We start from the raw sequence: 26,849 nt of genomic DNA, 5'->3' as shown, positions 1-26,849 counted from the left end.
GGGGGTGTTTGGGGGGGGGGGGGGGCGGTGTTTGGGGTGGGGGGGGGGGGGGGGGGGGGGGGGGGGGGGGGTGGGTGGGGTTGCGCCAGCCTTCCCCCCGTGCCCCCCCTTTAGAGGGATGGACGTTGAAGTTTTCGCCCTATTGCCTCATCACCGTTGTCCTGCCGCCTGGACTGCGGGCATGTTTCACCCGGCTGGCTCACGCCCGTTACCGGGGCGATCGGCTTTCTGTTGGCCGATTCCACGTGGGAGATTGGCCGGGGCGGCAGGAGCCGAACACGCTTGATCGGCACGTTCGCTGCCGCAGACTGCGCCGCCTACAGGCGAGCTGCGACCTCTTCGGCCAGTGCGAGGGCGGCGGTCAGGCCTGGTGACTCGATGCCAAACAGCTGGATGAGGCCAGGTGAACTTGTGTCGATACAGAAGTCAGCTGGCGCATCGCCTGGGCCACTCAGCTTGGGGCGAATGCCGCTGTAGGCCGGTTGCAGCGCTCCTGCGGGCAGATCCGGCCAGTAGCGACGGATTTGGACTTCGAAGCTTGCGGCCAGGTCGGGTGCCACGCCGTAGTTCAGCGATTGCGGCGAGCTGTCCGGCAGCCATAGAACGTCCGGCCCGAAGCGGGCTTGGCCGGCCAAATCCAAGGTCAGGTGAACGCCGAGCCCGCCGTCGACGGGCAAGGGGTAGATGAGTCGCGAGAACGGCGCGCGGCTGGCCAGCGAGAAATAGTGGCCACGCGCGAATCGCAGCGGCGGCGCGAAGGCGCCGAGCGAAGCGGCGACCTCCGCCGCGAACAGGCCGGTTGCATTGACCACCTGCCGGGCCCCCAGCTCGAAGCCCGTGTCGACACGCAGCAGCCAATGGTCGCCTGTACGCCGGCCGCCCGCGAGCGGGCTGGCGAGCGCGAGGGTGGCCCCAGCCGCTTCGGCATCGGCCAACAGGGCCGTCATCAGCGCGTGGCTGTCGACGATGCCGCTGGCGGGCGACAGCAGGGCGCCGGTTGTCTCCAGTGCGGGCTCCAGCGCTCGTGCCTCGGCAGGGCTGAGGAGGCGCAAGCCCTGGACGCCGTTGGCGGCGCCATGCGCGGCGATCTGCTCCAGCCGCGGCAGATCGCCGGCCCGGGTCGCGACGACCAGCTTGCCGCAGCGCCGGTGCGCGATGCCGCGTGTGGCGCAATAGTCGTACAGCAGGGAGTGGCCGCGCACGCACAGCCGCGCCTTCAGGCTGCCGGCGGGGTAGTACAGGCCGGCGTGGATGACTTCGCTGTTGCGCGAGGAGATGCCGGTGCCGATGGCCCCGGCAGCCTCGATGACGACCACCTCCCGCCCGCGCTGCGCAAGTTCTCGCGCCACCGCGAGGCCGACGACCCCGGCGCCGATGACGGCAACATCGATCTGATCCATCGCCCGTTACTCCGCCGGCGGATCAGGCTGCGCGGTTGCCGGCCTTGAGCAGGCTCATCGCGGAGCCGATCAGGCCGGCGACTTCGCTGACATTGCCTGGCACGATCATCGTGTTGTTCTTCTGAGCCAGTTGGGCGAACGCCTCGACGGCCTTCTCGGCGACCTTCAGCTGGACGGCCTGGTCACCACCGGGTTGCTGGATGGCCGACGCAATCTTGCGGATGGCGTCCGACGTGGCGTCGGCAACCGCCGTGATGGCCGCCGCCTCGCCCTGGGCCTTGTTGATCTCCGCCTGCTTCTGGCCTTCCGACTTGGCGATCGCCGCCTCGCGCTCGCCGGTGGCGATGTTGATCTGCTCCTGGCGCCGGCCTTCCGAGGCGGCGATGAGCGCACGCTTCTCGCGTTCTGCGGTGATCTGCGCCTGCATGGAATGCAGGATGGCGGGCGGCGGGGTCAGGTCCTTGATCTCGTAGCGCAGCACCTTGACGCCCCAGTTCAGCGCGGCTTCATCGAGTGCCTGCACGACAGAGCTGTTGATGAGGTCTCGCTCCTCGAAGGTCTTGTCGAGCTCCATGCGGCCGATGACGGAGCGCAGCGTCGTCTGCGCCAACTGCGAAATGGCGACGATGTAGTTGCTGCTGCCGTAGCTGGCGCGCATCGGGTCGGTGATCTGGAAGTAGAGGATGCCGTCGACGGTCAGCTGGGTGTTGTCCTTGGTGATGCAGATCTGGCTGGGCACGTCGAGCGGGATTTCCTTCAGCGAGTGCTGGTAGGCCACGCGTTCGATGAAGGGGATCAGCACGTGGGGGCCGGGGGCCATCGTGCGGTCGTACTTGCCCAGGCGTTCGACGACGAAGGCGTGCTGCTGGGGCACGATCTTGATCGCGCGAACGACGAAGACGATGGCGACGACGGCCAGGACGAGGGCGATTTCCATGGGTCAGGCTTTCACGAGTTCGAGCAGGTTGCCGTGTAGCGCGGCGATGCGGTGTGGGCCGGGCGCCGGGGCGCCGTCGCCGATGAAGCGGGCGCGCCATTGCGAGCCGCGGTAGTTCACCTGCGTGCGGCCCTGGTCGTCCCATTGCGCGACATCGACGGACTCGCCGACGTCCAGATTGACATCCGGGTTGGCGCGCGCATCCGGCGCATCGACGGCGCGATGGCGGTTGCGCCAATGCCAGAGCGCCGTGGCGCCGCCGCCGGCCAGTGCGGCCAGCGTGATCTGCAGGCTGATGCCGGCGCCGGCATGGGCTGCCAGCGCCCCCGCTGCGGCGCCCAGCGCCAGCATCAGCAGGTAGAAAGTGCCGGTCGCCAGTTCAATGGCGACAAGCGCGCCCGCAGCCGCCCACCAGGCGGTTGCCGAATTCCAGTCCATCTCGCCTCCCCGGGCTGTTGGTTGTCGACACAGTTTATAGACGCACCGACATGGTTCGAACACAGTGCGGCCCTACACTTCGCCGCTTCGTTTTTTGATGCCCGCCCGCTGGAGGCCGCGATGATTCGTTTTCACTTTCCCATCGTCATCATCGACGAGGACTACCGCTCCGAGAACACTTCGGGCCTGGGCATCCGCGCGTTGGCCGAGGCCATCCAGAAGGAGGGCATGGAAGTCCTGGGCGTGACGAGCTACGGCGATCTGTCGCAGTTCGCCCAGCAGCAAAGCCGTGCATCGGCGTTCATCCTGTCGATCGACGACGAGGAGTTCACGCCCGGCCCCGACCTCGATCCGGCCGTGCTGAATCTGCGCAAGTTCATCGGCGAGATCCGCTTCCGCAACCCGGACATCCCGATCTACGTCTACGGCGAGACGCGCACCAGCCAGCACCTGCCCAACGACGTGTTGCGCGAGCTGCATGGCTTCATTCACATGTTCGAGGACACGCCGGAGTTCGTGGCCCGCCACATCATCCGCGAGGCGCGCAGCTACCTCGACGGTCTGGCGCCGCCGTTCTTCAAGGCGTTGATGGACTACGCGGCCGACGGCTCGTACTCGTGGCACTGCCCTGGCCACTCGGGCGGCGTGGCCTTCCTGAAGAGCCCCGTCGGGCAGATGTTCCACCAGTTCTTCGGCGAGAACATGCTGCGCGCCGACGTCTGCAACGCCGTGGAGGAGTTGGGTCAGCTGCTGGACCACACCGGCCCCGTCGCGGCCTCCGAGAAGAACGCCGCGCGCATCTTCAATGCGGACCACTGCTTCTTCGTCACCAACGGCACGTCGACGTCCAACAAGATGGTCTGGCACCACACGGTGGCGCCGGGCGATGTGGTCGTCATCGACCGCAACTGCCACAAGAGCAACCTGCACGCCATCATCATGTGCGGCGCTATCCCCGTCTTCCTGACGCCGACGCGCAACCACTACGGCATCATCGGCCCGATCCCGGAGAGCGAATTCAGCCCCGAGACCATCCGCGCCAAGATTGCTGCCAACCCGCTGCTCTCGCATGTCGATGCGGCCACCGTCAAGCCGTCCATCGTGACGCTGACGCAGAGCACCTATGACGGCGTGCTCTACAACACCGAGACCATCAAGAAGAAGCTCGACGGCTACATCCCGACGCTGCACTTCGACGAGGCCTGGCTGCCGCACGCGGCCTTCCACGATTTCTACGGCCAGTTCCACGCGATGGGCAAGAATCGCCCGCGCCCGAAGGAGGCCATGGTTTACGCGACGCAATCCACGCACAAGCTGCTGGCCGGCATCTCGCAGGCCTCGCAGGTGCTGGTGCAGGACTCGCAGTCGGTGAAGCTCGACAAGCACCTCTTCAACGAGGCCTACCTGATGCACACGTCGACGTCGCCGCAGTACTCCATCATCGCGAGCTGCGACGTGGCGGCCGCCATGATGGAGCCCCCCGGCGGCACGGCGCTGGTGGAAGAGAGCATCAAGGAGTCGCTGGACTTCCGCCGCGCGATGCGCAAGGTAGAGGGGGACTACGGCACGGACTGGTGGTTCAAGGTCTGGGGGCCGGACTACCTGCGCTCGGAAGAGGGCAGCGAGCCCGTTGCCGACGACTGGATGCTGCATGCCGATGAGGAGTGGCACGGCTTCGGCGCGCTGGCCGAAGGCTTCAACATGCTGGACCCGATCAAGTCCACCATCATCACGCCCGGCCTCGACATGGAAGGCCGCTTCGCGGCGTCCGGCATCCCCGCGTCGGTGGTCACGAAGTTCCTGGTGGAGCATGGCGTCGTCGTGGAGAAGACGGGCCTGTACTCGTTCTTCATCATGTTCACCATCGGCATCACCAAGGGCCGCTGGAATACGCTGTTGACGGCGCTGCAGCAGTTCAAGGACGACTACGACAAGAACGCGCCGCTGTGGCGCATCCTGCCGGAGTTCTGCGCGCAGTTCCCCAAGTACGAGCGCATGGGCCTGCGCGACCTGTGCCAGAGCATCCACCAGGCCTATGCCGAGGGGGACATCGCCCGCCTGACGACGGACATGTATCTGTCCAACCTGCAGCCCGCGATGACGCCGACCGATGCCTACGCACACATCGCGCAGCGCAAGACCGAGCGCGTGGGCATCGACGAACTGGAAGGGCGCATCACGACGTCGCTGCTGACGCCTTACCCGCCGGGCATTCCGCTGCTGATCCCGGGCGAGCGCTTCAACAAGAAGATCGTCGACTACCTGAAGTTCACGCGCAGCTTCAACGCCAAGTTCCCCGGCTTCGCCACGGATGTGCACGGGCTGGTGCACGAGGTGGACGAGGAGACCGGGCGCGGCCACTACTACGTCGACTGCGTGAAGCAGTGAGTGGCGTGGCCACACGCCGGCGCGCATGAAAAAGGGCCCCTCGGGGCCCTTGTCATTTCAGTCGCTCGGACTTGTTACTCGGAGTCGGCGAGGGCCACATGGCTGAAGCCGCCGTCCACATACATGATCTCGGCGCTGACGCCGGCGGCCAGGTCTGACAGCAGGAAGGCGGCGGCGTTGCCGACGTCCTCGATCGTCACGTTGCGGCGGATGGGCGCGGAAGCCGCGAACTGGTTGAGCAGCTTGCCGAAGTCCTTGATGCCAGACGCGGCCAGCGTCTTGATCGGGCCGGCCGAGATGCCGTTGACGCGCACGCCCTTGGCGCCCAGGTCGTAGGCCAGATAACGCACGCTGGCTTCGAGCGCGGCCTTGGCCATGCCCATCGTGTTGTAGTTCGGCACGAAGCGCTCGGCGCCCAGGTAGCTCAGCGTCAGCAGCGAGGCGCCGGCGCGCAGGCGCGGGGCAGCCAGCTTGGCCATCGCGGGGAAGCTGTAGGCGGAAATGTCATGGGCGATGCGGAAATTCTCGCGGGTCATGCCGTCGAGAAAATTCCCGGCAATGGCTTCGCGGGGGGCAAAACCGATGGAATGCACGAACCCGTCGAACTCCGGCCACACCTCGCCCAACTGGGCGAACAGGTTTTTCATCTGCTCATCGCTCGTGACGTCGCAGTCATAGATGAGCTTGGAATCAAATTCGGCCGCAAATTCGCTGATGCGGTCCTTGAATCGTTCGCCCTGGTAGCTGAAAGCGAGCTCGGCGCCTTCGCGGTGGCAGGCGCGCGCAATGCCGTAGGCGATGGAGCGGTTGGACAGCACGCCCGTGATCAGCAGCCGCTTGCCGGCGAGAAAGCCCATTCTTATCTCCTGTGAGGTCTCAGACAGCCTCGGATTCTGGCATGCGCGCGCTCGGGTCACTTGCCGGCATAGGACTTGCACAGTACAATCCGAGCTTCACCAGAACCGAGGTCAGGCCTCGCGAGTGCCGGATGAGATCCCCCGGTGCTGGCTTTGGTGAACGAGTTGGGCGGATTCATCCAGCCCATTTTTTTTGCTTTTTCGCTTTTCGCCCCCCTTATTTACCGCATGAGTTGGCAAGCCGCTGTTGAAACGACCGTGACCGGATTGGGTTACGAATTCGTGGACTGCGATCGCAGTGCCAGTGGCGGGACTCTGCGCGTGACCATCGACAAACTGCCGGCCGAGGCCGAGGCAGGTGAGTTGATCACGGTCAACGACTGCGAAAAGGTCACCCGCCAGCTCCAGTATGTGCTGGAGGTCGAGGGTCTCGAGTATGGGCGGCTGGAGGTTTCGTCGCCGGGCCTCGATCGGCCGCTGAAGAACGCTGCGCACTACGCGCGGTTTGTCGGTCAGGAAGTCGACATCACGCTGAAGCTGCCGTTCCAGGGGCGCAAGAAGTACCGCGGGGTGCTGGGTGCGCAGCCTGACGTCGTGAATGACCAGGCGTGGCGCCTGGTGTTCGACGACGGCGAGGCCGAGCAGGCGCTCGATTTCACGCTGGACGAAGTGCGCGAGGCGCGCCTGGTGCCGGCATTCAGTTTCAAGGGGCGCGGCGGCGAGCCGGCGCCCGATCGGAAGCCCGGCCAGCGGGGTGTCATCAAGCCGAAGAAGGTGCCGAAGAAGGCAGCGGCCAAGAAACAAGCGGGCGAGCCCTCGGAGGCGGCGCCCGGCCAAGACAAGGTTGACGGAGGTCTCAAGCAATGAACCGCGAAATGTTGATGCTGGTGGACGCGATCTCGCGCGAAAAGAGCGTGGAGCGCGATGTCGTGTTCGGTGCGGTGGAGGCCGCGCTGGCCTCGGCCTCCAAGAAGATTTATGGCGGCGAGGCTGACATCCGTGTGGCCGTGGACCGCGACTCCGGCGAGTACGAGACCTTCCGTCGCTGGCATGTCGTGCCGAACGAGGCCGGCCTGCAGAATGCCGACGCCGAAATCCTGCTGTTCGAGGCGCAGGAGCAGATTCCGGACATCGAGGTGGACGACCACATCGAAGAGCCGGTCGAGTCCGTGCCCATCGGCCGCATCGGCGCGCAGGCGGCCAAGCAGGTCATCCTGCAGAAGATCCGCGACGCCGAGCGCGAGCAGCTGCTGAACGACTTCATGTCGCGCGGCGAAAAGATCTTCGTCGGCACCGTCAAGCGCCTGGACAAGGGCGACATCATTGTCGAGAGCGGCCGCGTGGAAGGCCGCCTGAAGCGCAGCGAGATGATCTCGAAAGAGAACCTGCGCACCGGCGACCGCGTTCGCGCCGTGATCCTTGGCGTGGACCCGACGCAGCGTGGCCCGCAGATCATGCTGTCGCGTTCGTCGCCCGAGTTCATGAAGGAACTCTTCGCGCAGGAAGTGCCGGAGATCGAGCAAGGCCTGCTGGAGATCAAGAGCTGCGCCCGCGACAGCGGTTCGCGTGCCAAGATCGCCGTCATCAGCCATGACCGCCGGGTCGACCCCATCGGCACCTGCGTCGGCGTGCGCGGTTCGCGCGTCAACGGCGTGACGACCGAGCTGGCCGGCGAGCGCGTGGACATCGTGCTGTGGAGCGAAGACCCGGCGCAGTTCGTCATCGGCGCGCTGGCGCCGGCCAATGTGCAGAGCATCGTCGTCGATGAGGAGCGCCATGCGATGGACGTCGTCGTCGACGAGGAAAACCTCGCGATCGCGATCGGCCGCGGTGGTCAGAACGTGCGCCTGGCGTCCGAGCTGACCGGCTGGCGCATCAACATCATGTCGGCCGAGGAATCTGCGGCCAAGCAGGAGACCGAGGCTGAAAGCGTGCGCGCGCTGTTCGTCGAGAAGCTCGACGTCGACGCCGAAGTCGCCGACATCCTCATCGCCGAAGGCTTCACGAGCCTGGAGGAGGTCGCCTACGTGCCGATGCAGGAAATGCTCGAAATCGAGGCCTTCGACGAGGACACCGTCAACGAACTGCGCACCCGTGCAAAGGATGCGCTGCTGACGATGGAAATCGCCAAGGAAGAGAAGGTCGAGGAGGTTTCTCAAGACCTGCGTGACCTCGAAGGCGTTTCTCCCGAGCTGCTGGCCAAGTTGGCTGCCGGCGGCATCAATACCCGCGACGACCTGGCCGATCTGGCCGTGGACGAGCTGGTCGAACTGTCTGGCCTGGAAGAAGCGGCGGCACGCACGCTGATCATGAAGGCCCGCGAACACTGGTTCAACGATTGATTGATCTCAACACGCCGCGCCGCACCGAAAGCAATTTGAAGGATTCCCACATGGCCGTGACTACCGTCGCCCAATTCGCTGCCGAGCTGAACAAGCCGGCGGGCACGCTGCTGGAGCAGCTGCAAGCCGCGGGCGTCAAAAAGTCTTCCGTCGACGACTCGCTCTCCGAGACCGACAAGGAACGCCTGCTCGACCACCTGCGCACCGCTCACGGCACTGCCGGCACGGAGCGCAAGAAGATCACCCTCGTCAAGAAGCAGACCACTGAAATCAAGCAGGCCGATGCCTCCGGCAAGGCCCGCACGATCCAGGTCCAGGTCAAGAAGACGCGCACCTTCGTCAAGCGTGACGAATCGGGTGAGGAGGCTGCTCGTTCCGATGAAGCCGAACTGCTGCGCCGCGAGGAAGAAGCCCAGGCGCAGGCCGAGGCCCTGCGCCGCCAGGAAGAAGAGCTTGCCGCCAAGGTGAAGGCTCGCGAGGAGGCCGAACGTGCCGCCCGTGAAGCCGCTGCCGCCGCCAAGGCTGCTGCCGAAGCCGCCGCTGCGGAGGCCGCTGCCAAGGCTGCTGCCGAAGCCGCCGCTGCTCAGGCCGCCGCCGAGGCCGCCGCAAAAGCGGCCGCGAAGACTGCGGACAAGCCGGCCGACAAGACGGACGAGCAGGCCGCTGCGGCCCGCGCGCGCAGTGCCGCTGCAGCTGCCGCTGAGGCTGCTGCCATCAACAAGGCCGCTGCGGCCAAGCGGGCGCCCAAGCCCGCGCCGGCACCCGCACCGGCAACGCCCGAAGTGGTCGCGCCGCCGCCGCCGGCTCCTGAAGTCGTCGCCCCGCCTCCGCCCGCACCCGAGGCCGTCAAGCCCGCGCTGCGCGTCGTCAAGGCGGTCGATGCCGCTGCCGAGGAAAAGCAAAAGCAGGACGACCTGGCTCGCCGCCGCAAGGCCGCCGAGGATGAGGCCGCCAAGATCCGGGCGATGATGAACGCGCCCAAGAAGGTGCTGGTCGCGCCCAAGAAGGAAGAGCCCAAGCCGGTCGAAGGCGCAGGCATCAAGGGCACCATCCACAAGAAGGCCGGTGCACCGGCGCCGGCCACTGCGGCGCCGAGCACGGGTGCGGGCAAGCCGGGCGACAAGAAGTCCGTCAAGTCCGAGAAGCTGTCGTCCAGCTGGGCCGACGACGCCGCCAAGAAGCGTGGTCTCAAGACCATCGGTTCGGGCCCGGCGGGCGCTGGCCGGCCGGGTGCCGGTGGCAACTGGCGTGCGCCTGCGCGTGGCGCGGGTGGCCGTGGCGGCCGCGGTGGCCGTGACGGCGACGCCGGCTCGAGCTTCACGCCGCCGGTCGAGCAGCAGATCATCGAGGTCCATGTGCCGGAGACCATCTCGGTCGCCGACCTGGCCCACAAGATGTCCGTGAAGGCCGCCGAGGTCATCAAGCAGCTGATGAAGCTGGGTCAGATGGTCACCATCAACCAGCAGCTGGACCAGGAAACGGCCATGATCCTCGTCGAGGAAATGGGCCACAAGGCCATGGCCGCCAAGCTGGACGACCCGGACGCCTTCCTCGAAGAAGAGGGCACGGCTGCCGAGCAGCAGCACGAGTCGCTGCCGCGCGCGCCGGTCGTCACCGTCATGGGTCACGTCGACCACGGCAAGACCTCGCTGCTGGACTACATCCGCCGCAGCCGTGTGGCAGCGGGCGAAGCCGGCGGCATCACGCAGCACATCGGCGCTTATCACGTCGAAACGCCGCGCGGCATGATCACCTTCCTGGACACCCCGGGTCACGCGGCCTTCACGGCCATGCGGGCTCGCGGTGCCAAGGCGACCGACATCGTCATCCTGGTCTGTGCGGCCGATGACGGCGTCATGCCCCAGACCAAGGAAGCCATCCACCACGCGAAGGCCGCTGGCGTGCCCATCGTGGTCGCGATGACCAAGATCGACAAGCCGGACGCCAACGCCGAGCGCGTGAAGAGCGAGCTGGTGGCCGAAGAGGTCGTGCCGGAAGAATTCGGTGGTGATGCGCCGTTCGTGGGCGTGTCGTCCAAGACCGGCCAGGGCATCGACGACCTGCTCGAGCAAGTGCTGTTGCAGGCCGAAGTGCTGGAACTGAAGGCGCCGGTCGAGTCCATGGCCAAGGGCCTGGTCATCGAAGCCAAGCTGGACAAGGGCCGCGGCCCGGTTGCGACGGTGCTGGTGCAGAGCGGTACGCTCAAGCGCGGAGACGTCGTGCTGGCAGGCTCCACCTTCGGCCGCGTGCGCGCCATGCTGGACGAAGACGGCAAGGCTGCCACCGAGGCTGGCCCGTCCATCCCGGTGGAAATCCAGGGCCTGACCGAAGTGCCGCAAGCCGGTGACGAGTTCATGGTGCTGGGTGACGAGCGTCGTGCCCGTGAAGTGGCGACCTTCCGTTCGGGCAAGTACCGCGACGTGAAGCTGGCCAAGCAGCAGGCCGCCAAGCTGGAGAACATGTTCAGCGAGATGGGCGCCGGCGACGTGCAGACGCTGCCGCTGATCATCAAGTCCGACGTGCAGGGTTCGCAGGAAGCGCTGGCCGCCTCGCTGCTTAAGCTCAGCAACGCCGAGGTCAAGGTGCAGATCGTCCACGCGGCGGTCGGCGGCATCAGCGAGAGCGACATCAACCTCGCCATCGCGTCCAAGGCCGTCATCATCGGCTTCAACGTGCGTGCCGATGCCGGCGCGCGCAAGCTGGCCGAGGGCAATTCCGTCGATCTGCGTTACTACAGCATCATTTACGACGCTGTGGATGACGTGACCAAGGCGATGTCCGGCATGCTGGCGCCCGAGCAGCGCGAAGAAGCGCTGGGTACGGCCGAGATCCGCGTCGTGTTCGTGGCCTCCAAGATCGGCACGGTGGCCGGCTCCATGGTCACCAGCGGTCTGGTCCGTCGTGGCGCCAAGTTCCGCCTGTTGCGCGACAACACCGTCGTCTACACGGGCGAGGTGGAATCGGTGCGCCGCGAGAAGGACGATGTGCGCGAGGTCAAGGAAGGCTTCGAGTGCGGTATCAAGCTCAAGAACTACAGCGACATCAAGGAAGGTGATCAGCTCGAATTCTTCGAGATCAAGGAAGTGGCCCGCACGCTCTGACGTGACGCTCCAAGGGTGACCCCCGCAGACCCCGCCCAGAAGGGGCGGGGTTTGTTCTTTCAGGACACCAACATGAGACACAAACGCGCCATCCCCAACCGCAGCTTCCGCGTTGCCGACCAGATCCAGCGGGATCTGGCGGAGCTCATCCGTGAGCTGAAGGACCCGCGCATCGGCATGGCGACCATCAGCGCCGTCGAGGTCACGCCCGATTACGCCCACGCCAAGGTGTTCTTCTCGGTGCTGATCGGTGACCCCGCCGAGACGCAGGACGCGCTGAACGAGGCGGCCGGATTCCTGCGCAACGGCCTGTTCAAGCGGCTGCAGATCCACACCGTCCCGACACTGCACTTCCAGTTCGACCGCACGACCGAGCGGGCGGCGGAGATGAGCGCGCTCATCTCCAAGGCCAACGCGACGCGGGCGCTGGAAGATGGCGAGGAACCCAATGACTGACGTGGCCATCGCAGCCGCCACGCCAGCGGAGGCCGCACGGCCCCTGCGCGTGCGCGTGCAGCGCCGGGCGCTGCACGGCGTGCTGCTGCTGGACAAGCCGCTGGGCCTGTCCAGCAACGATGCGTTGCAGAAGGCCAAGTGGCTGCTGCGCGCCGAGAAGGCGGGCCACACCGGCACGCTGGACCCGCTGGCCACCGGCCTGCTGCCGCTGTGCTTTGGTGCCGCCACCAAGTTCAGCCAGCTCAGCCTCGATGCCGATAAGCGCTACCTCGCAACGCTGGCGCTGGGCATCCGCACGACGACCGGCGACGCCGAGGGCGAGGTGCTGGAGCGCCGCGACGTGGAGAACATCCCGGCCGAGCGCATCGCTGCGGCATGCGCGGCGTTCGTGGGCGAGATCGACCAGATGCCGCCCATGCACTCGGCGCTGAAGCACGAGGGCAAGGCGCTGTACGAGTACGCGCGCCAGGGCATCGAAGTTGAGCGCAAGAGCCGTCGCGTGACGATTCATGCCATCGACATCGTCGCCATGCACGCTGGCACCGTGACCCTCGACGTCCGTTGCACCAAAGGCACCTACATCCGCACGCTGGCCGAAGACATCGGCGCGGCGCTGGGCTGTGGCGCGTCGCTCGCGGCGCTGCGGCGCACCGGCTCGGGCGGCCTGACGCTGGACGGCAGCATCACGCTGACCGCACTGGAAGCCTTGCCCGAAGGGCAGCGGGCCTCGCTGCTCATGTCGCCCGACCGGCTGCTGGCCGAAGCGCCCGAGCTGCGTCTGCCGGCGGCCGAAGCGGCACGTTTCCTGTCGGGCCTGCGCCGCCGCGTGGATGCGCCCGACGCCGAGCGTGTGCGCGTCTACGGCCCCGAAACCCGCGCCTTCCTGGGCAGTGCCCACATCATTTCTGGCGAGCTGATCGCCGACCGTCTGTTGACCCCGCCGGAGGTCCAGGCGCTGCTCTCCGCCTGAACCGGTTTTTTTAGAAGCAAGCTGTCATGACCACCCCGATCCGCAACATCGCCATCATTGCCCACGTCGACCACGGCAAGACCACCATGGTCGACCAGCTGCTGCGCCAGAGCGGCACCTTCGCCGACCACGAAAAGGTCGTCGACACCGTCATGGACAGCAACGCCATCGAACGTGAGCGCGGCATCACCATCCTGGCCAAGAACTGCGCGGTCAGCTGGGAAGGTACGCACATCAACATCGTCGACACGCCCGGACACGCGGACTTCGGCGGCGAAGTGGAGCGTGCGCTGTCCATGGTCGACGGCGTGGTGCTGCTGATCGACGCCCAGGAAGGCCCGATGCCGCAGACGCGCTTCGTCACGAAGAAGGCGCTGGCTCTGGGCTTGAAGCCCATCGTCGTGGTCAACAAGGTCGACAAGCCCGGCGCCAAGCCCGACGCCGTCATCAACGCTGCCTTCGACCTGTTCGCCAACCTCGGCGCCAACGACGAGCAGCTGGACTTCCCGGTCGTCTACGCCTCGGGCATCAACGGCTGGACCTCGCTGACCGAAGGCGCGCCCGGCGAACAGTGGGGCCCCGACATGTCGGCCCTGTTCAACACCGTGCTGAAGCATGTGCCGCCGCAAAAGGGTGACCCGGCTGCGCCGCTGCAACTGCAGATCTCGGCGCTGGACTTCTCCACCTTCGTCGGCCGCATCGGCGTTGGCCGCATCAGCCAGGGCACCATCAAGCCCGGCATGCAGGTCAGCGTCATGGAAGGCCCTGGCGGCAAGGCTGTCAACGGCCGCATCAACCAGGTGCTGACCTTCCACGGCCTGGACCGTGTGCAGGTGACAGAGGCCGGCCCCGGCAACATCGTGCTGATCAACGGCATCGAGGACATCGGCATCGGCGTGACCGTGACCGACCCGACCAACCCGCAGCCGCTGCCCATGCTGAAGGTGGACGAGCCGACGCTGACGATGAACTTCTGCGTCAACACCAGCCCGCTGGCAGGCCGTGAAGGCAAGTTCGTCACCAGCCGCCAGATCTGGGACCGCCTGCAGAAGGAGTTGCAGCACAACGTCGCGCTGCGCGTCTCCGAGACCGACGAAGACGGCATCTTCGAAGTCTGCGGTCGCGGTGAACTGCACCTGACCATCCTGCTGGAAAACATGCGCCGCGAAGGCTACGAGCTGGCCGTGTCCAAGCCGCGCGTGATGTTCAAGGACATCGACGGCGTGAAGAGCGAGCCGATGGAAATGGTCACCGCCGACGTTGAAGAGACCCACCAGGGTGGCGTCATGCAGGCGCTGGGCCTGCGCAAGGGCGAGATGATCAACATGGAGCCGGACGGCAACGGCCGCGTGCGCCTGGAGTACCGCATTCCGGCGCGTGGCCTGATCGGCTTCGCCAACGAGTTCATGAACCTGACGCGCGGTTCGGGCCTGATCTCCTCCATCTTCGACGGCTACGAAGCCCACAAGGGTGAGATCGGCGGCCGCAAGAACGGTGTGCTGATCTCCATGGACGAAGGCGAGATCTTCACCTACGCGCTGGGCAAGCTGGACGACCGCGGCCGCATGTTCGTCAAGCCCAACGACCCGGTCTACGAAGGCATGATCGTCGGCATCCACAGCCGCGACAACGACCTCGTCGTCAACGCCACGCGCACCAAGCAGCTGACCAACTTCCGCGTGTCCGGCAAGGAAGACGCGATCAAGATCACGCCGCCCATCGACCTGACGCTGGAGTACGGCGTGGACTTCATCGATGACGACGAGCTGGTCGAGATCACGCCCAAGAGCGTGCGTCTGCGCAAGCGCTTCCTGACCGAGAACGAGCGCAAGCGCGCGGCACGCTCTTAAGCGCACGCAGCGCGCTCGCGTCCCGCGGGAATGTTGCGCTCCCCCATGTCGGGGCCAGAGGCCCCGTCCTTCGCCAGGCATAAACAGTCCTCAGGACTGTTTATGTCCGGGCTCAGCCCCCTCCAAGGGGGGCTTTAGTCAGAGATTTGCCCGCGCCCCTTTTCAGGGGCGCTCTTCGTTGATGAGCCACCGGTCTGCTGTCTTGCTGATGCTGCTGGTCACGCTGATGTGGAGTTCGGCGGGCGTGGTCACGCGGCATCTGGAGGCGGCGAGAGGCTTCGAGATCACGTTCTGGCGCAGCAGCTTCAATGCCGTGGCGCTCGTTGCCATCCTCGGCGTCATGCGGGGCAGGGGGCTGTTGGCGTCGATGCGGGGCCGGCTGGTCTGGGCCTCGGGTGTTTGCTGGGCCGTCATGTTCACGGCCTTCATGGTGGCGCTGTCGCTAACGACGGTGGCCAACGTGCTGGTGACGATGTCGCTGTCGCCGCTGTTCACGGCCGTGTTTGCCCGTGTTTTCCTGCGGCAAGCCATTCCTGCGCGTACCTGGGCAGCGATCGGCGTGGCGGCCGTCGGCATTGCGTGGATGTTCGGCCGGCAGCTCGGTGGGCCGCTGGCGGGCGTTGGGGTGGCGCTGGCCGTGCCGATCGCCGCCGCGACGAACTGGTGCCTGCTGCAGAAGGTGGGGCAGGGCGATCAAGTCCCCGACGGCTGCGTCGCTTCCGTGTCCCCGGGCGGCCCTGGCACAGACATGCTGCCTGCCGTGCTCATCGGCGCGCTGATCTCCGCCGCGGCCACCTTGCCGCTGGCCTGGCCCCTGCAGGCCAGTGCGCATGACATGGGCCTGTTAGGCTTGCTGGGCTTGTGCCAGCTCGCCATTCCCTGCCTGTTGGCGGTGCGGCTGGCGCGGGAGCTGCCGGGGCATGAGATCGCCTTGCTCGGGCTGGCCGAAACGGTGCTCGGTGTGTTGTGGGCGTGGGCTTTTGCGGGCGAACACCCAGGTCAGCCGGCGCTGATTGGCGGTAGCCTTGTCATCGGCGCATTGATCGCCAACGAGACACTGGCGCCTGGCGCCGACCGAATCGTCACAAAGAACGCATGAACGACTTGATTCCCCCGCTGGTTTCCGACGGCCAGATCCAGGCCGACGTGAATGGCTGCCTCGGCCTCATCACGCTGAACCGCCCGCAGGCGTTGAACGCACTGTCGCTGGCCATGATCCGCGACCTCACGACGCTGCTGGTCCACTGGGCCGGCCGCCCGGAGATCCAGGCGGTGGCGTTGATGGGCGCGGGCCGCGAAGGCAAGGCGCCGGCTTTCTGTGCTGGCGGTGACATCCGCTTCTTCCACCAGGCGGCGCTCGCTGGCGACCCGGCGCTGGGCGACTTCTTCACCGAGGAATACCGCCTCAACCACCTGATCCATGCCTACCCGAAGCCTTGCATCGCGTTGATGGATGGCATCGTCATGGGCGGCGGCATGGGCATCAGCCAGGGGGCCAAGCTGCGCGTGCTGTGCGAACGCTCCCAGCTCGCCATGCCGGAGACGGGCATCGGCCTGTTCCCGGATGTCGGCGGCGGCTTCTTCCTGGCGCAATGCCCGGGGCATATCGGTGAGTGGCTGGCGCTGACGGGCGAGGTCATCGCCGCGGGCGACGCCATCGAGTGGGGGCTTGGCGACGTCTTCGTGCGCGCCGAGCAATGGCCATCGCTGATCGAGGATCTGCGCCATGGCCACCAGCCGACCGCCGAGCATGTCGTCGCCTCCGTCATGGAGCGCGTCGACCTCGCGCCGCCGCCCGACCCCAAAGCCATCGCCGCGCACGTCGACCGTCACTTCGGCCTGCCGACCGTGGCGGCCATCCTGGCCTCACTGGCCGACGCCAACGAAGAATGGGCGCAGCGCACGCACGAGACGCTGCTGAAGCGCTCGCCGACGATGTTGGCCGTTGCGCTGGAGCTGGTGCGTCGCGGCCGTTCGCTGAGCCTGGCCGATGACCTGCGCCTGGAGCGTGGCCTCGTGCATCACGCTTTCCACCTGCGCGGCGCCGCGCGCAGCGAGACGGTGGAGGGCATCCGCGCGTTGGCCGTCGACAAGGACCATGCACCGCGCTGGCATCCCGCGTCGATCGCGGCGATCGATGCCGCAGAGGTGGCGGCCTTTTTCGTCAGCCCCTGGGCGCCCGACCAGCACCCCTTGCGCGATTTGACCTGAACCAGGCGACCTCATGGCGCCGGCAGCCGCCGGGCGGTGAGGTCGCGTTCACTTGAGACCTGTGCCGACATGGCTGTATCCAAAAACCGTATCGACTTTTCCCAGTTCCTGCTGCGCCTCGCGATCGGCGGCATGGCGGCGTGGCTGGGCCTGCAGGGGCTCCGGCACGGCGGTATGCCCGCCACGCTCATGCAGGGGCTGCACACGCTGCTCCATCTGACGCAGATCCTCTGCGGGCTGCTGGTGGTCATCGGGCTGCTGATGCCGGTGGCCAGTGTGGTGCTCGCGGTGATCGTGGCCTGGCCGCTGGTGGCCGGCTGGATGCACGGTGCGCCGCTGCTGGGCAATCTGCAGGGGCTGTTCCTGCTGCTGGTGACGCTGGCCGCCGCGCTGGGCGGTGCTGGCAAGTGGGCGGTCGGCAGGGACTGAGGTCCCGTCGTTGCTTGGGCCAGGCTCCGCCGCCCGCGTTGGCGGCCGGCGGGCTTGCTACGCGCCGCTCCTGGGGCTCGCGCGGGATAATTGGGCCAACAGGGGCGAGTCAATCGGTGCGGTGCTGCGGCGGGCTCTGCCGGGCATCAGGACGTTGAGTGGAAGTCAGTCGAGATGAGTGGGAATGACAAGGCGGCAGACGAGGGCCGGGCTTCGGTGAACGGCGCTGGCTTCAGCCCGTGGCGCCTGTCCGTCGCGCCGATGATGGACTGGACCGATCGCCATTGCCGCTATCTGCACCGGCTCATCACGCGGCATGCCTTGCTCTACACCGAGATGGTGACGACCGGCGCGTTGCTGCATGGCGACCAGCCGCGCCACCTCGACTTCAACGCCGAGGAGCACCCGGTGGCGCTGCAACTGGGCGGCAGCGAGCCGGCCGACCTGGCGGCCTGCGCCAAGCTGGCCGAGCGCTGGGGCTATGACGAGGTCAATCTGAACTGCGGCTGCCCGAGCGAGCGTGTGCAGAAGGGCGCCTTCGGTGCCTGCCTGATGGCGGAACCGCCATTGGTGGCGGACTGCGTGAAGGCCATGCGCGATGCAACGTCGCTGCCGGTGACCGTCAAGCACCGCATCGGCATCGACAAGATCGAGCGCTATGAGTTCGTGCGCGACTTCGTCGGCACCGTTGCCGCGGCCGGCTGCGAGGTGTTCATCGTCCACGCCCGCAATGCCTGGCTGCAGGGCCTGAGCCCCAAGGAGAACCGCGAGATCCCGCCGCTGCGCTACGAGGTCGTCGCTCAACTCAAGCGCGACTTCCCGCAGCTGACGATTGCCGTCAATGGCGGGCTCAAGACGGCTGACGAGATCGCCGACCAACTGGACCGCGTTGATGGCGTCATGATCGGCCGGGAGGCTTATCACGAGCCCTGGAGCATGGCGCAGTGGGATTCGCGCTTCTTCGGCGCGGCCGACCCGGCCGGCAGCCGTGAGCAGGTCGAGGCCGCCTGGCTGGACTATCTCGACCGGCTGCACGCCAGCGGGCGGTCCTGGCCGCACGCCATGCGCCATGCGCTGGGCCTGTGGAACGGCACGCCGGGCGCGCGGCGCTGGCGGCAGGTCTGGAGCGACCATCGCCTCAAGACCCTGCCACCGCGCGACGTGGCTGCGCAGGCCACGGCGGCGCGGCTGTCCGGCATGACGCTCGCGGCCTGATCGGCCCACCATGACGCCGCCATCTGCTCGGCTGCCGATGGCTGACGACGAGCGCTCGCCGGACGAGCCGTTGTGGTGCCACAGTTTCCAGACCGCGCTGGGCCGTTGCGGGCTGGTCTGGAGCGAGCGGGGCATCGTTGCGTCGCTGCTGCCAGACGCCAGCCCGGCGCTGCTGATGCGCCGGCACCCCGCCGCCCGGCGTGTCGACACGCTGCCCGCACCCATTGCCCAGGCCGTGGCGGGCATCTCGGCGTTGCTCGCGGGGGAGCTGCGGGATCTGCGAGACCTCGTGCTCGACGAGCGCGGCATTCCGGCGTTCCGTCGCCAGGTGCATGCGCTGACGCGGGCCATCGAGCCCGGGCAGACACGCACCTACGGCGAGATCGCCATGGCGCTGGGGCAGCCGGGCGCCGCGCGTGCCGTCGGGCGGGCAGAAGGTGACAACCCGTTTCCACCCATCGTGCCGTGCCACCGGGTCATCGGCAGTGCTGCGGGTGCGTCGGTGCAGGCCGCGGGGGTGTTGACGGGCTTTTCGGCGCCGGGTGGTGTCGAGACCAAACGGCGCCTGCTCCTCATGGAGGCGCGCGCGGCCGGGCAGCTGGCGGGTGATCAGCAGCCGCTTTTCTGAGGCGCCTCTTCCGGATTCAGCGCATTCCCGCGATTAGGGGGGATGTGTGGCTTCGCGCCGCCGTCCGACATGGCTGCTGCGCGCTTACCGATGTGCACAACGGTATCGGATCGCTTTAATTACGCTGGCGTGCCGGCATGGGCCGGTTCAGGAGATGTTGTGCAGTACAAGCGCCAAGCCTTGGTGATCGCATCCGTGTGGCTGACGGCGTCGGCCTTGACGGCTTGCGGCGGTGGCGGTTCTTCGGGCGACAGCGCGAGCAGCGCTCCCCCTGCGGCCACGCCGGCGACGCCTGCGGCGCCAGCGCCGACGGCGCCGGTGGTCACCACACCGGCGCCTGCCCCGGCCCCTGCGCCCGCACCCGCCCCTGCGCCGACACCGCCGGCCATCGAGCAGCCGCCCACCGTGAGCTGCGCGCCCGGGGACTCGCCGCAGACGCGCGCTTCGGTGTTTTCGTTCATCAATCTCGTGCGGGCCACGATGGGCCTGCCCGAGCTGGCGCGACAGCCGCTGGTCGACCTCACGGCGCAAGCCCATGCGCAATATGCCGTGGCGAACAAGAGCACCGCGGTCGAGGAAACCGCTGGCAGCGCTTGCTTCACCGGCGCCGACCTGACTGCGCGACTCAGCGCCGTCGGTGCGCAGACCACCGAAGTGATGGGGCTGCGCCAGCGCAGCGAAGTGGTCCTCGCCTACCAGGCGTCCGCCGGCGAGCCCCAGACCTGGGACTATGTGAACGACACCTTGAACAGCCTGTACGGCCGCATGGTGGTGCTGGACCCCCGACTGCAGCAGATCGGTGTCGGTGCGTCGGCCGAGCCCGGCGGCACTGGGCGGTCCATGGTGCTCGATACGGCGCTGCTGCCAGGCGCGGCGACGACGAACAACCTGTTGGCCTTGTGGCCGCGCGATGGCGCCACCGGGCTGCCGTTGCGCATGGCCGCGATGAACATGACGCCGCTCGAAAGCGGGGTGACGCAGGGCTACCCGATCACCGTCCACGCCGGCGCGGCGCTGCAGGTCAGCCGTTTCGTGCTGACCACGGCGACCGATGGGCAGGTGGTGGCCACCACGGTGTTGACCGCCGCCAACGACCGCAACCGCTTCTTCGCGGAGGGCGAGGCCGCGTTGCTGCCGCATGCGCCGTTGCTGGCCGGCACGACCTACCGTGTCGAATTCGACGGCACCGTCGGCGTGACGGCAGTTCACCGCAGCTGGTCGTTCACGACGGCGCGCTGAACGACCTGATGCGCAGCGCGGCGCAGCCGCGACAATCGCGCATGTCCTTCGCATCCCTGGGCCTGTCGCCCGCCTTGCTGCGCGCCGTGCGCGAGCAGGGCTATCACGCCCCCACCGCCATCCAGGCGGCCGCCTTGCCGCCCATCCTGGCCGGTGCCGACGTGCTCGCGCTGGCCCAGACCGGCTCCGGCAAGACCGCCGCTTTCGTGCTGCCGCTGCTGCAGCGCCTGGTGGACGCGCCGCGCCCGGGCCAAGCCACAGGCCCGGGGCCCCGAGCCCTGGTGCTGGCGCCCACGCGAGAGCTGGCCCAGCAGACGGCCGAGCTGCTGCGCGAGGTGGCGGCGCTGCTGCTGCACCGACCGCGCATCGCGCTGGCGTTCGGCGGTGTGTCTATCAATCCGCAGCTGATGGCACTGCGAGGCGGTTGCGACGTGATCGTGGCCACCCCCGGGCGGCTGCTCGACCTCATCGATCACAACGGCCTGCAACTCGGTGGCGTGCAGTGCCTGGTGCTGGACGAAGCCGATCGCCTGCTGGGCCAGGGCTTCGCCGACGAGCTGGCGCGCGTGCTGGCGCTGCTGCCGGCGCGGCGCCAGTCGCTGCTGTTCTCGGCCACCTTCCCGCCGGCACTGCAGGGGCTGGCGGACGGGTGGCTGCACGACCCGGTGCGCATCCGCATCGACGAGGCGCCGCCGCAGATCACGCAGCGCGCCATCCAGCTCGACCGTGCGCAGCGGCAGCCGGCCCTGCGGCAACTGCTGCGCGACGAGGGCTGGCAGCGGGTGCTGGTGTTCGTGGCCAGCCGCTATGCGGCCGAGCTGGTGTCCGACAAGCTCTTCGCCCATGGCGTCAAGGCCGGTGTGCTGCACGGCGAGCTGAGCCAGGGCGCACGGCGTGACGTGCTCGCGGCGCTGAAGGCCGGCGACGTCCACGTGCTGGTGGCGACCGACGTGGCCGCCCGCGGCCTGCACATCGATGCGCTGGATGCGGTGGTGAACTACGAGCTGCCGCGCTCTGCGGCCGATTACACGCACCGCATCGGCCGCACGGGGCGCGCCGGCGCCGCGGGGGTGGCCGTCAGCTTCATCTGCGCAGACAGCGCCGAGAACACGGAGAGCCATTTCCGCCTCATCGAGAAGCGCCAGGGCGAGCGCGTGCCCCGCGAGCGCCTGGCGGGTTTTGAGCCGCAAGCCGTGGCCAGCGAGGCGCAGGCCACCGGCGGCATCAAGAGCACGACCCGCAAGAGTAAGAAGGACAAGCTGCGCGAAGCCGCAGCACGCGCCGCAGGAGGCACCGAGCATGGGCATTGAGATCGAGCGCAAATTCCTCGTCAGCGGCGAGGGCTGGCGCGATGCGGCCACGGCCAGCACGCGCTACAGCCAGGGCTACCTCAGCCGTGACCCGGCGCGCACGGTGCGCGTGCGCATCGCGGGCGACGCGGCCTTCCTGACCATCAAGGGCGCCACGCAGGGGGCGACCCGGGCCGAGTTCGAGTACGCGGTGCCGCTGGCGGATGCGCAGCAACTGCTGGCGCTGTGCGACGGGCCGGTGGTGGAGAAGTTCCGGCACCTGTGCCCGCACGAGGGCATGACCTGGGAGGTCGACGAGTTCCTCGGCGCCAATGCCGGCCTCGTGGTCGCGGAGATCGAGCTGGTCTCGGAGACGCAGTCGTTCGGGCGCCCCGGCTGGCTGGGCGCGGAGGTGACGGGGGACGGCCGCTACGTCAACGCCAACCTCGCGGTGCGGCCCTTCAGCAGCTGGGGCGGCTGAAGCGGCGGCGCGCTGTGGCGCCCATGGTGCAAGCCACCGCCCGATGTGATGGCGGTGCCGGGCGGGTGCGTGACAATGCGCGCCCCTTCGGCTGGCCCGCATCGCTTTGCCCTCTGTCCTGTCTTCGTTGCTGCTGCGCTCGCGCGCCGGGTTGCTGACGCTGCTGTTGATCGTGCTGCCGCTGCACGGCGCCTTGCAGCTCGTGGCGGGCCTGCAAGCGCCTCGGCATCGGCACACGAGTGCTGAGTTCGCCGCCGTCTCAGCGCCGTTGCTGGGGAAGTTGCTCGACGGGCTGCAGGCCGAGCAGGCGCCTGGCTGGACCGGCGCAGGCGGCTGGCATGCCCACGGCGGCCACGTTCACCGGCATGGGCCGCTGGATCATGACGACGAGATCGACGTCGCGGACGCGGCGGATGGTGGCTCGCCAGGCGGCCTGACGGCTTTTCTGGCCTGGCTGCCGGGTGGCCCGGCTTTGCCCGAGGCCCGGCTGGGTAATGCACCCCCAGCGTGGGCGCCGCCGCATTGGCTGGAGCGGGTCATCGCGCCGCCGCTGACGCCACCGCGCGCCTGAGTCGCGTGCGCGGCGTCTGCCGCGCCGCCCTGGCTGTTCTGCTGAAGCCGGCCTGCCATAGGAGGCTGTCGGGCCTTGGGCCTCCAGGTCCAAAGCCCGACAGCCTCCTAGTGCGGCCGGCCTGTCTGCGCCTGCGCGCTGCTACAAGGGGCCATCCCCAACCCGTCATGTCATCACGTTATCAACGCCAGCGCCTGCTGCTGGCCATCGCCGGCTGCTGTGCCGGCGGCTTCGCCCTGGCCCAGTCCGACGCTGGGTCGCTTCCCGCGGCCCGGCTCGAGAAGGTCGAGATCTCCGGCCGCCACTACGACAACGCCATCGGCAGCGCCGACGCCGCCTCCCAGGGCAGCATCCGCGCCGAGCTGCTGAAGAGCCGCCCCGCGCTGCGGCCCGGCGAGATCCTGGAGTTCGTCCCCGGCGTCATCGTCACGCAGCACTCGGGTGACGGCAAGGCCAACCAGTACTTCCTGCGCGGCTTCAACCTCGACCACGGCACCGACTTCGCGACGCATCTCGACGGCATGCCCGTGAACATGCCCAGCCACGGGCATGGCCAGGGCTATACCGACCTCAACTTCCTCATCCCCGAGCTGGTCGACCGCATCGACTACCGCAAGGGCCCGTATGCCGCCAAGGACGGCGACTTCGCCGCCGCAGGCTCGGCGGACATCGCCTACCGCCGCACGCTGGAACAGAGCTTCGCCGCGTTGACGCTGGGCCCGAACCAGTTCCGCCGCCTGGTCGCGGCAGCCTCCACCGGGCTCACCGCCGGGGTGGCGGTGATGGGGGGTGTCGAGCTGCAGCACAACGACGGCCCGTGGACGCTGCCCGAGGGGCTGCGCAAGCGCAACGGCGTGCTGATGCTGTCGGGCGGCACCCGCGCCGAGGGGTGGAGCGCCAGCCTGATGGCCTACGACGCGCGCTGGGCCTCCACCGACCAGGTGCCGGAGCGGCTCATCAGCGCCGGCAACCTCGCAGGCCAGCCGTTCGGGCGCTTCGACGCGGTGGACCCGAGCGACGGTGGCGACACCCGGCGCAACAGCCTTGCCGGTGAATGGCATCGCAGCCTGGGCGGCCAGGACACACGGGTGTCAGCCTATGCGCTGGACTATGGCCTGCAGTTGTTCTCCAACTTCACCTATGCGCTGGAGCGCCCCGACGAGGGGGACCAGTTCCTGCAGCGCGACCGCCGGCATGTGGTTGGCGGCAGTGCCAGCCAGACCGTCGAGCACCGGCTCGCGGGCTTGCCGGCCGTCAGCGAGGTGGGCCTGCAGTGGCGCCATGACCGCATCCGGGTGGGGATGTACGACACGGTGCAGCGCCGCGTGACGGCGATGCGGCGCGAGGACGCCGTGCGCCAGACGCAGCTGGGCCTGTACGGCCAGACCACGCTGGAGCTGGCGCCCTGGTTGCGCGCAGTCGCGGGCCTGCGCGTCGATGAGGCGCGTTTCGCGGTGGACGGCCTGAGCGATGCCGCCCATTCGGGTGATGCGTCGTCCCGGCGCGTGTCACCCAAGCTGTCGCTGATCGCGGGGCCGTGGGCGCGCACGGAGTTCTTCGTCAACGTCGGCCGCGGCTTTCACAGCAACGATGCGCGCGGTGTGACGGCGGCGCCCGAACCGGGGGCGGCCAAGGCGCCTGGCCTGTCTGCGGCGCGTGGCGCCGAGGTCGGTGCGCGCACGGAGTGGGTGCCGGGCTTGCAGAGCTCGGTGGCGCTGTGGGCGCTGGACTTCGATTCCGAGCTCGTCTATGTCGGCGACGCCGGCGCGACGGAGGCCAACCGCCCCAGCCGGCGGCGTGGCATCGAGTGGAACAACCGCTTCGTGCCGGTGCCCTGGCTGCTGGTGGACGCCGACCTCGCCTGGACGCGGGCCCGCTTCGCTGACGCGGACCCCGCGGGCGATCGCATTCCCAACGCGGTGGACGAGGTCGCCTCCCTGGCGGTCACGTTGCGCGACATCGGCGCCTGGTCTGCGAGCCTGCAGTGGCGCTATCTGGGGTCGGGCGCGCTGATCGAAGACAACAGCGTGCGTTCCCGGTCATCCCTGACCACGAATCTGCGCGTCAGCCGCAGGCTCTGGGCGGGCGGCGAGCTGACGCTGGACGTCTTCAACCTCTTCGACCGCGAGCTCAACGACATCGAGTATTTCTACGAGTCCCGCTTGCCCGGCGAAGCCGCGCCCGTGGCCGACCGGCACATCCATCCGGCCGAGCCCCGCACCTTGCGGCTCACGTTGAAGCTCGGCTTCTGATCCCGCTGGCGCGTGCGCGCCAGCAGTGTCGGTGTCACCAGGGCGGCGAGTCGCTGGCGGCTTCTTCTGCTGTCGGCTGAGGTAGTGCGGTCGGCACAGGAGGGGGCGTGGCGCCGCCTGCCGCGGCGAAGTCATGCTCACCGCCCAGCCCTTCGATGAGTGCCGGAATCAGCCCGCTCAGCTCGCCGGTGGCCAGGGCCAGGTCGGCGTCGAAGGCTTCGTCGCCGCTGGCTTCCGGCCGGCCTTCGAAGGCCAGGTCCAGGAAGCTGATCTTCTTGATCGCGAACGCCTCCGTCAGCGTGAACGCGACGCGCTCCTTCCAGCTCAGCGCCAGGCGTGTGGGCATCTTGCCGCTGGTCAGGTGGGCTCGCACCTCGTCGATGTCCAGCGGGTGGCGCGCGTAGCGCACGACGGACTTCTGCTCGTCGCTGCCCTTGAGCTCGCATTCGCGCTCGATGTTGAAGCCCTCGGGCGTCACGCCGTCCATCAGCCAGGCCGCCATCACGGCCGCGGGGCTCTCGGCGGTCTGCACCAGCTGCAGGCTGAGGCCCGGGCTGGCTTGGATCAGCAGCGTGACGACCTCGTCGGCGCGGCTGCTGGAGCCGGCATCGACGAACAACAGCCCTTGCGCCGGGGCGATCCACACCTGGGTGGCGGAGGTCTTGGTGAAGGCGCGGGGCAGCAGTTCGTGCTGGGCCTGCTCCTTCAAGTCCTTCTTGGCCTTCTTGCCGGGCTTGCGGCCGGTGGTCTCCTCGATGTGCTCGGCGAGCTCATCGACACGCTCCTGCACGACGGATGACGGCAGCAGCCGGGCTTCGCGCTTGAGCTTGATGAGCCAGTGGCCGTCGACGACTTCCACCAGCGGCGCGTGCTCGACGCCCCGCGGCGGTGCCCAGCCGACGGCCAGCGGTTGCGTGGGCGCACAGGGGATGAAGGGTTCCTTGGCGAGCTGTTCGCCAAGCAGCTGGGCATCGGCAGTCCAGCCGTCGCCGATGCGGTAGGTGATGAGGTTCTTGAACATGGGCTTCGTGCAAACGACAAGCCCGCCAACGGCGGGCTTCAGGACGCGAGCGGCATTGTCTCAGGTCCCCGTCTCGGTCAGCCTTCGGCCATCGCTTCGCGCAGCAGTTGTTCGAAGGCCTCCACCGGCTGGCCGCCCTGGATCAGGTGGCGCTGGTTGACGATGATGGCCGGCACGGCGCGGATACCCTGCTGCTGCACCTCGGCTTCAGCGGCTTGCACCTCGGCCGCGTAGCGGTCGCCGGCCAGCAGTTCGCGAGACTCAGCGCCTGGCAGGCCGGCGGCGATGGCGACGTGCAGCAGCACCGCGGGGTCGGACACGTTGCGGCCTTCGGTGAAGTAGGCCGTCAGCAATGCCAGCTTCAGCCTGCGTTGCACGGCGGCGCCGTGTTCCTCGCCGGCCCAGTGCAGCAGGCGGTGGCCGTCACGGGTGTTGTAGATGCGGCTGCGCGCTTCCATGCGGAAGTCGAAACCCAGCGCGGCGCCGCGCTCGCGGATCGCCTGACGCGTTTGCGCCAGTTGCTGCGGGCTGGCGCCGTACTTCTGGGCCAGGTGTTCCTCGATGTCCTGCCCCTGGGCCTCGAGGCCGGGGTTGAGCTCGAAGGGATGGAAGTGCAGATCCAGCGTCAGGCCCGGAATGCGCGCGGCGGCGGTTTCCAGGGAAAGCAGGCCGATGGCGCACCAGGGGCAGACGATGTCGGAGATGAAGTCGATACGCATGCGCGGCATTGTCACGACGCCACATCAAACCCGAGGCTGCAAGGGGATGCGAAGC

24 protein-coding genes are annotated in these 26,849 nt (G+C 68.0%); 17 read left to right on the top strand and 7 right to left on the bottom strand.

The annotated features are described in order from the left end of the window. Positions 1-317: 317 nt before the first annotated feature. Genes ACG00X_RS04475 through ACG00X_RS04465 form a run of 3 tightly spaced genes read right to left on the bottom strand, consistent with a single transcriptional unit; the run spans position 318 to position 2,775 of the window. Positions 318-1,400, bottom strand: coding sequence for an NAD(P)/FAD-dependent oxidoreductase (locus ACG00X_RS04475; RefSeq protein ID WP_394486778.1), 1,083 nt, complete (start codon positions 1,398-1,400; stop codon positions 318-320). A 22-nt stretch (positions 1,401-1,422) separates the two neighbouring features. After that, complete coding sequence (locus tag ACG00X_RS04470; protein ID WP_394486777.1) at positions 1,423-2,337, bottom strand: SPFH domain-containing protein; 915 nt, start codon at positions 2,335-2,337, stop codon at positions 1,423-1,425. 3 nt (positions 2,338-2,340) lie between these two features. Beyond that, complete coding sequence (locus ACG00X_RS04465) at positions 2,341-2,775, bottom strand: NfeD family protein (protein ID WP_394486776.1); 435 nt, start codon at positions 2,773-2,775, stop codon at positions 2,341-2,343. A gap of 120 nt (positions 2,776-2,895) precedes the next feature. Here ACG00X_RS04465 and ACG00X_RS04460 point away from each other — a divergent pair, with 120 nt between their 5' ends. After that, positions 2,896-5,163 (top strand): Orn/Lys/Arg family decarboxylase, encoded by a 2,268-nt coding sequence (locus ACG00X_RS04460; protein ID WP_394486775.1) that lies wholly within the window; start codon positions 2,896-2,898, stop codon positions 5,161-5,163. A 74-nt stretch (positions 5,164-5,237) separates the two neighbouring features. Here ACG00X_RS04460 and fabI read toward each other — a convergent pair whose 3' ends face one another. Beyond that, positions 5,238-6,020, bottom strand: coding sequence for an enoyl-ACP reductase FabI (gene fabI / locus ACG00X_RS04455; RefSeq protein ID WP_394486774.1), 783 nt, complete (start codon positions 6,018-6,020; stop codon positions 5,238-5,240). 144 nt (positions 6,021-6,164) lie between these two features. On the opposite strand from fabI, the gene rimP reads away from it, so the two are divergent. From rimP to ACG00X_RS04400, 11 genes are all read left to right on the top strand, one after another. Then, positions 6,165-6,887: a ribosome maturation factor RimP gene (gene rimP / locus ACG00X_RS04450; protein WP_394486773.1), complete on the top strand. Its 723-nt coding sequence runs from the start codon at positions 6,165-6,167 to the stop codon at positions 6,885-6,887. Continuing rightward, a complete protein-coding gene (gene nusA, locus ACG00X_RS04445) occupies positions 6,884-8,362 on the top strand; it encodes a transcription termination factor NusA (RefSeq protein WP_394486772.1) in 1,479 nt (492 codons plus the stop codon). Before rimP ends, nusA begins: the two co-directional genes overlap by 4 nt. A gap of 50 nt (positions 8,363-8,412) precedes the next feature. Next, a complete protein-coding gene (gene infB, locus ACG00X_RS04440) occupies positions 8,413-11,463 on the top strand; it encodes a translation initiation factor IF-2 (RefSeq protein WP_394486771.1) in 3,051 nt (1,016 codons plus the stop codon). Between the two features lie 72 nt (positions 11,464-11,535). After that, positions 11,536-11,919: a 30S ribosome-binding factor RbfA gene (gene rbfA, locus ACG00X_RS04435; RefSeq protein WP_394486770.1), complete on the top strand. Its 384-nt coding sequence runs from the start codon at positions 11,536-11,538 to the stop codon at positions 11,917-11,919. Then, positions 11,912-12,889 carry a tRNA pseudouridine(55) synthase TruB gene (truB, locus tag ACG00X_RS04430; RefSeq protein ID WP_394486769.1) on the top strand — a complete coding sequence of 326 codons (978 nt, stop codon included), beginning with the start codon at positions 11,912-11,914 and terminating at the stop codon, positions 12,887-12,889. Before rbfA ends, truB begins: the two co-directional genes overlap by 8 nt. 26 nt (positions 12,890-12,915) lie before the next feature. Continuing rightward, on the top strand, positions 12,916-14,739 hold the full coding sequence (typA, locus tag ACG00X_RS04425) for a translational GTPase TypA (RefSeq protein ID WP_394486768.1): 1,824 nt from the start codon (positions 12,916-12,918) through the stop codon (positions 14,737-14,739). A 181-nt stretch (positions 14,740-14,920) separates the two neighbouring features. After that, positions 14,921-15,838, top strand: coding sequence for a DMT family transporter (locus ACG00X_RS04420; RefSeq protein WP_394486767.1), 918 nt, complete (start codon positions 14,921-14,923; stop codon positions 15,836-15,838). Continuing rightward, on the top strand, positions 15,835-16,950 hold the full coding sequence (locus ACG00X_RS04415; RefSeq protein WP_394486766.1) for an enoyl-CoA hydratase/isomerase family protein: 1,116 nt from the start codon (positions 15,835-15,837) through the stop codon (positions 16,948-16,950). The genes ACG00X_RS04420 and ACG00X_RS04415 overlap by 4 nt, the downstream gene beginning before the upstream one ends. Before the next feature lie 69 nt (positions 16,951-17,019). Beyond that, complete coding sequence (locus ACG00X_RS04410; RefSeq protein WP_394486765.1) at positions 17,020-17,379, top strand: hypothetical protein; 360 nt, start codon at positions 17,020-17,022, stop codon at positions 17,377-17,379. A 174-nt stretch (positions 17,380-17,553) separates the two neighbouring features. Further along, entirely contained in the window at positions 17,554-18,594 is a 1,041-nt protein-coding gene (gene dusA, locus ACG00X_RS04405) for a tRNA dihydrouridine(20/20a) synthase DusA (RefSeq protein WP_394486764.1), read from the top strand. A gap of 10 nt (positions 18,595-18,604) precedes the next feature. Beyond that, on the top strand, positions 18,605-19,222 hold the full coding sequence (locus ACG00X_RS04400; RefSeq protein WP_394486763.1) for a methylated-DNA--[protein]-cysteine S-methyltransferase: 618 nt from the start codon (positions 18,605-18,607) through the stop codon (positions 19,220-19,222). A gap of 119 nt (positions 19,223-19,341) precedes the next feature. Here ACG00X_RS04400 and ACG00X_RS04395 read toward each other — a convergent pair whose 3' ends face one another. Next, a complete protein-coding gene (locus tag ACG00X_RS04395) occupies positions 19,342-19,683 on the bottom strand; it encodes a hypothetical protein (protein ID WP_394486762.1) in 342 nt (113 codons plus the stop codon). Between ACG00X_RS04395 and ACG00X_RS04390 the strand changes: the two genes are divergently transcribed. The 5 genes from ACG00X_RS04390 to ACG00X_RS04370 all read left to right on the top strand — a co-directional run bounded on the left by ACG00X_RS04390 (position 19,670) and on the right by ACG00X_RS04370 (position 25,054). Then, complete coding sequence (locus ACG00X_RS04390; RefSeq protein WP_394486761.1) at positions 19,670-20,461, top strand: CAP domain-containing protein; 792 nt, start codon at positions 19,670-19,672, stop codon at positions 20,459-20,461. The genes ACG00X_RS04395 and ACG00X_RS04390 overlap by 14 nt on opposite strands. A 41-nt stretch (positions 20,462-20,502) precedes the next feature. Then, positions 20,503-21,771 (top strand): DEAD/DEAH box helicase, encoded by a 1,269-nt coding sequence (locus ACG00X_RS04385; RefSeq protein ID WP_394486760.1) that lies wholly within the window; start codon positions 20,503-20,505, stop codon positions 21,769-21,771. Further along, positions 21,761-22,231: a CYTH domain-containing protein gene (locus tag ACG00X_RS04380; RefSeq protein ID WP_394486758.1), complete on the top strand. Its 471-nt coding sequence runs from the start codon at positions 21,761-21,763 to the stop codon at positions 22,229-22,231. Before ACG00X_RS04385 ends, ACG00X_RS04380 begins: the two co-directional genes overlap by 11 nt. Before the next feature lie 106 nt (positions 22,232-22,337). Then, on the top strand, positions 22,338-22,802 hold the full coding sequence (locus tag ACG00X_RS04375) for a hypothetical protein (RefSeq protein WP_394486757.1): 465 nt from the start codon (positions 22,338-22,340) through the stop codon (positions 22,800-22,802). A 167-nt stretch (positions 22,803-22,969) separates the two neighbouring features. Then, complete coding sequence (locus ACG00X_RS04370; RefSeq protein ID WP_394486756.1) at positions 22,970-25,054, top strand: TonB-dependent receptor; 2,085 nt, start codon at positions 22,970-22,972, stop codon at positions 25,052-25,054. Positions 25,055-25,088: 34 nt separating this feature from the next. On the opposite strand, the gene ACG00X_RS04365 is transcribed toward ACG00X_RS04370, so the two are convergent. Both ACG00X_RS04365 and ACG00X_RS04360 read right to left on the bottom strand, forming a co-directional pair. Then, positions 25,089-26,075, bottom strand: coding sequence for a recombination-associated protein RdgC (locus ACG00X_RS04365; RefSeq protein WP_394486755.1), 987 nt, complete (start codon positions 26,073-26,075; stop codon positions 25,089-25,091). A gap of 77 nt (positions 26,076-26,152) precedes the next feature. Beyond that, positions 26,153-26,803, bottom strand: a complete 651-nt coding sequence (locus ACG00X_RS04360; protein WP_394486791.1) for a DsbA family oxidoreductase — start codon at positions 26,801-26,803, stop codon at positions 26,153-26,155. Between the last annotated feature and the right edge of the window lie 46 nt (positions 26,804-26,849).

The organism is Pelomonas nitida (assembly GCF_043555975.1).
GTDB classification, from domain to species: Bacteria; Pseudomonadota; Gammaproteobacteria; order Burkholderiales; family Burkholderiaceae_C; genus Pelomonas; species Pelomonas nitida.
This window is presented reverse-complemented; position numbering and strand designations above follow the sequence as displayed.

What these genes read in the sequence shown, in the direction of transcription:
- ACG00X_RS04475 (WP_394486778.1), bottom strand. Translation starts at nt 1,400, where the DNA reads ATGGATCAGATCGATGTTGCCGTCATCGGCGCCGGGGTCGTCGGCCTC.
- ACG00X_RS04470 (WP_394486777.1), bottom strand. Translation starts at nt 2,337, where the DNA reads ATGGAAATCGCCCTCGTCCTGGCCGTCGTCGCCATCGTCTTCGTCGTT.
- ACG00X_RS04465 (WP_394486776.1), bottom strand. Translation starts at nt 2,775, where the DNA reads ATGGACTGGAATTCGGCAACCGCCTGGTGGGCGGCTGCGGGCGCGCTT.
- ACG00X_RS04460 (WP_394486775.1), top strand. Translation starts at nt 2,896, where the DNA reads ATGATTCGTTTTCACTTTCCCATCGTCATCATCGACGAGGACTACCGC.
- fabI (WP_394486774.1), bottom strand. Translation starts at nt 6,020, where the DNA reads ATGGGCTTTCTCGCCGGCAAGCGGCTGCTGATCACGGGCGTGCTGTCC.
- nusA (WP_394486772.1), top strand. Translation starts at nt 6,884, where the DNA reads ATGAACCGCGAAATGTTGATGCTGGTGGACGCGATCTCGCGCGAAAAG.
- infB (WP_394486771.1), top strand. Translation starts at nt 8,413, where the DNA reads ATGGCCGTGACTACCGTCGCCCAATTCGCTGCCGAGCTGAACAAGCCG.
- rbfA (WP_394486770.1), top strand. Translation starts at nt 11,536, where the DNA reads ATGAGACACAAACGCGCCATCCCCAACCGCAGCTTCCGCGTTGCCGAC.
- truB (WP_394486769.1), top strand. Translation starts at nt 11,912, where the DNA reads ATGACTGACGTGGCCATCGCAGCCGCCACGCCAGCGGAGGCCGCACGG.
- typA (WP_394486768.1), top strand. Translation starts at nt 12,916, where the DNA reads ATGACCACCCCGATCCGCAACATCGCCATCATTGCCCACGTCGACCAC.
- ACG00X_RS04420 (WP_394486767.1), top strand. Translation starts at nt 14,921, where the DNA reads ATGAGCCACCGGTCTGCTGTCTTGCTGATGCTGCTGGTCACGCTGATG.
- ACG00X_RS04415 (WP_394486766.1), top strand. Translation starts at nt 15,835, where the DNA reads ATGAACGACTTGATTCCCCCGCTGGTTTCCGACGGCCAGATCCAGGCC.
- ACG00X_RS04410 (WP_394486765.1), top strand. Translation starts at nt 17,020, where the DNA reads ATGGCTGTATCCAAAAACCGTATCGACTTTTCCCAGTTCCTGCTGCGC.
- dusA (WP_394486764.1), top strand. Translation starts at nt 17,554, where the DNA reads ATGAGTGGGAATGACAAGGCGGCAGACGAGGGCCGGGCTTCGGTGAAC.
- ACG00X_RS04400 (WP_394486763.1), top strand. Translation starts at nt 18,605, where the DNA reads ATGACGCCGCCATCTGCTCGGCTGCCGATGGCTGACGACGAGCGCTCG.
- ACG00X_RS04395 (WP_394486762.1), bottom strand. Translation starts at nt 19,683, where the DNA reads ATGAACGAAAACACCGAAGCGCGCGTCTGCGGCGAGTCCCCGGGCGCG.
- ACG00X_RS04385 (WP_394486760.1), top strand. Translation starts at nt 20,503, where the DNA reads ATGTCCTTCGCATCCCTGGGCCTGTCGCCCGCCTTGCTGCGCGCCGTG.
- ACG00X_RS04380 (WP_394486758.1), top strand. Translation starts at nt 21,761, where the DNA reads ATGGGCATTGAGATCGAGCGCAAATTCCTCGTCAGCGGCGAGGGCTGG.
- ACG00X_RS04370 (WP_394486756.1), top strand. Translation starts at nt 22,970, where the DNA reads ATGTCATCACGTTATCAACGCCAGCGCCTGCTGCTGGCCATCGCCGGC.
- ACG00X_RS04365 (WP_394486755.1), bottom strand. Translation starts at nt 26,075, where the DNA reads ATGTTCAAGAACCTCATCACCTACCGCATCGGCGACGGCTGGACTGCC.
- ACG00X_RS04360 (WP_394486791.1), bottom strand. Translation starts at nt 26,803, where the DNA reads ATGCCGCGCATGCGTATCGACTTCATCTCCGACATCGTCTGCCCCTGG.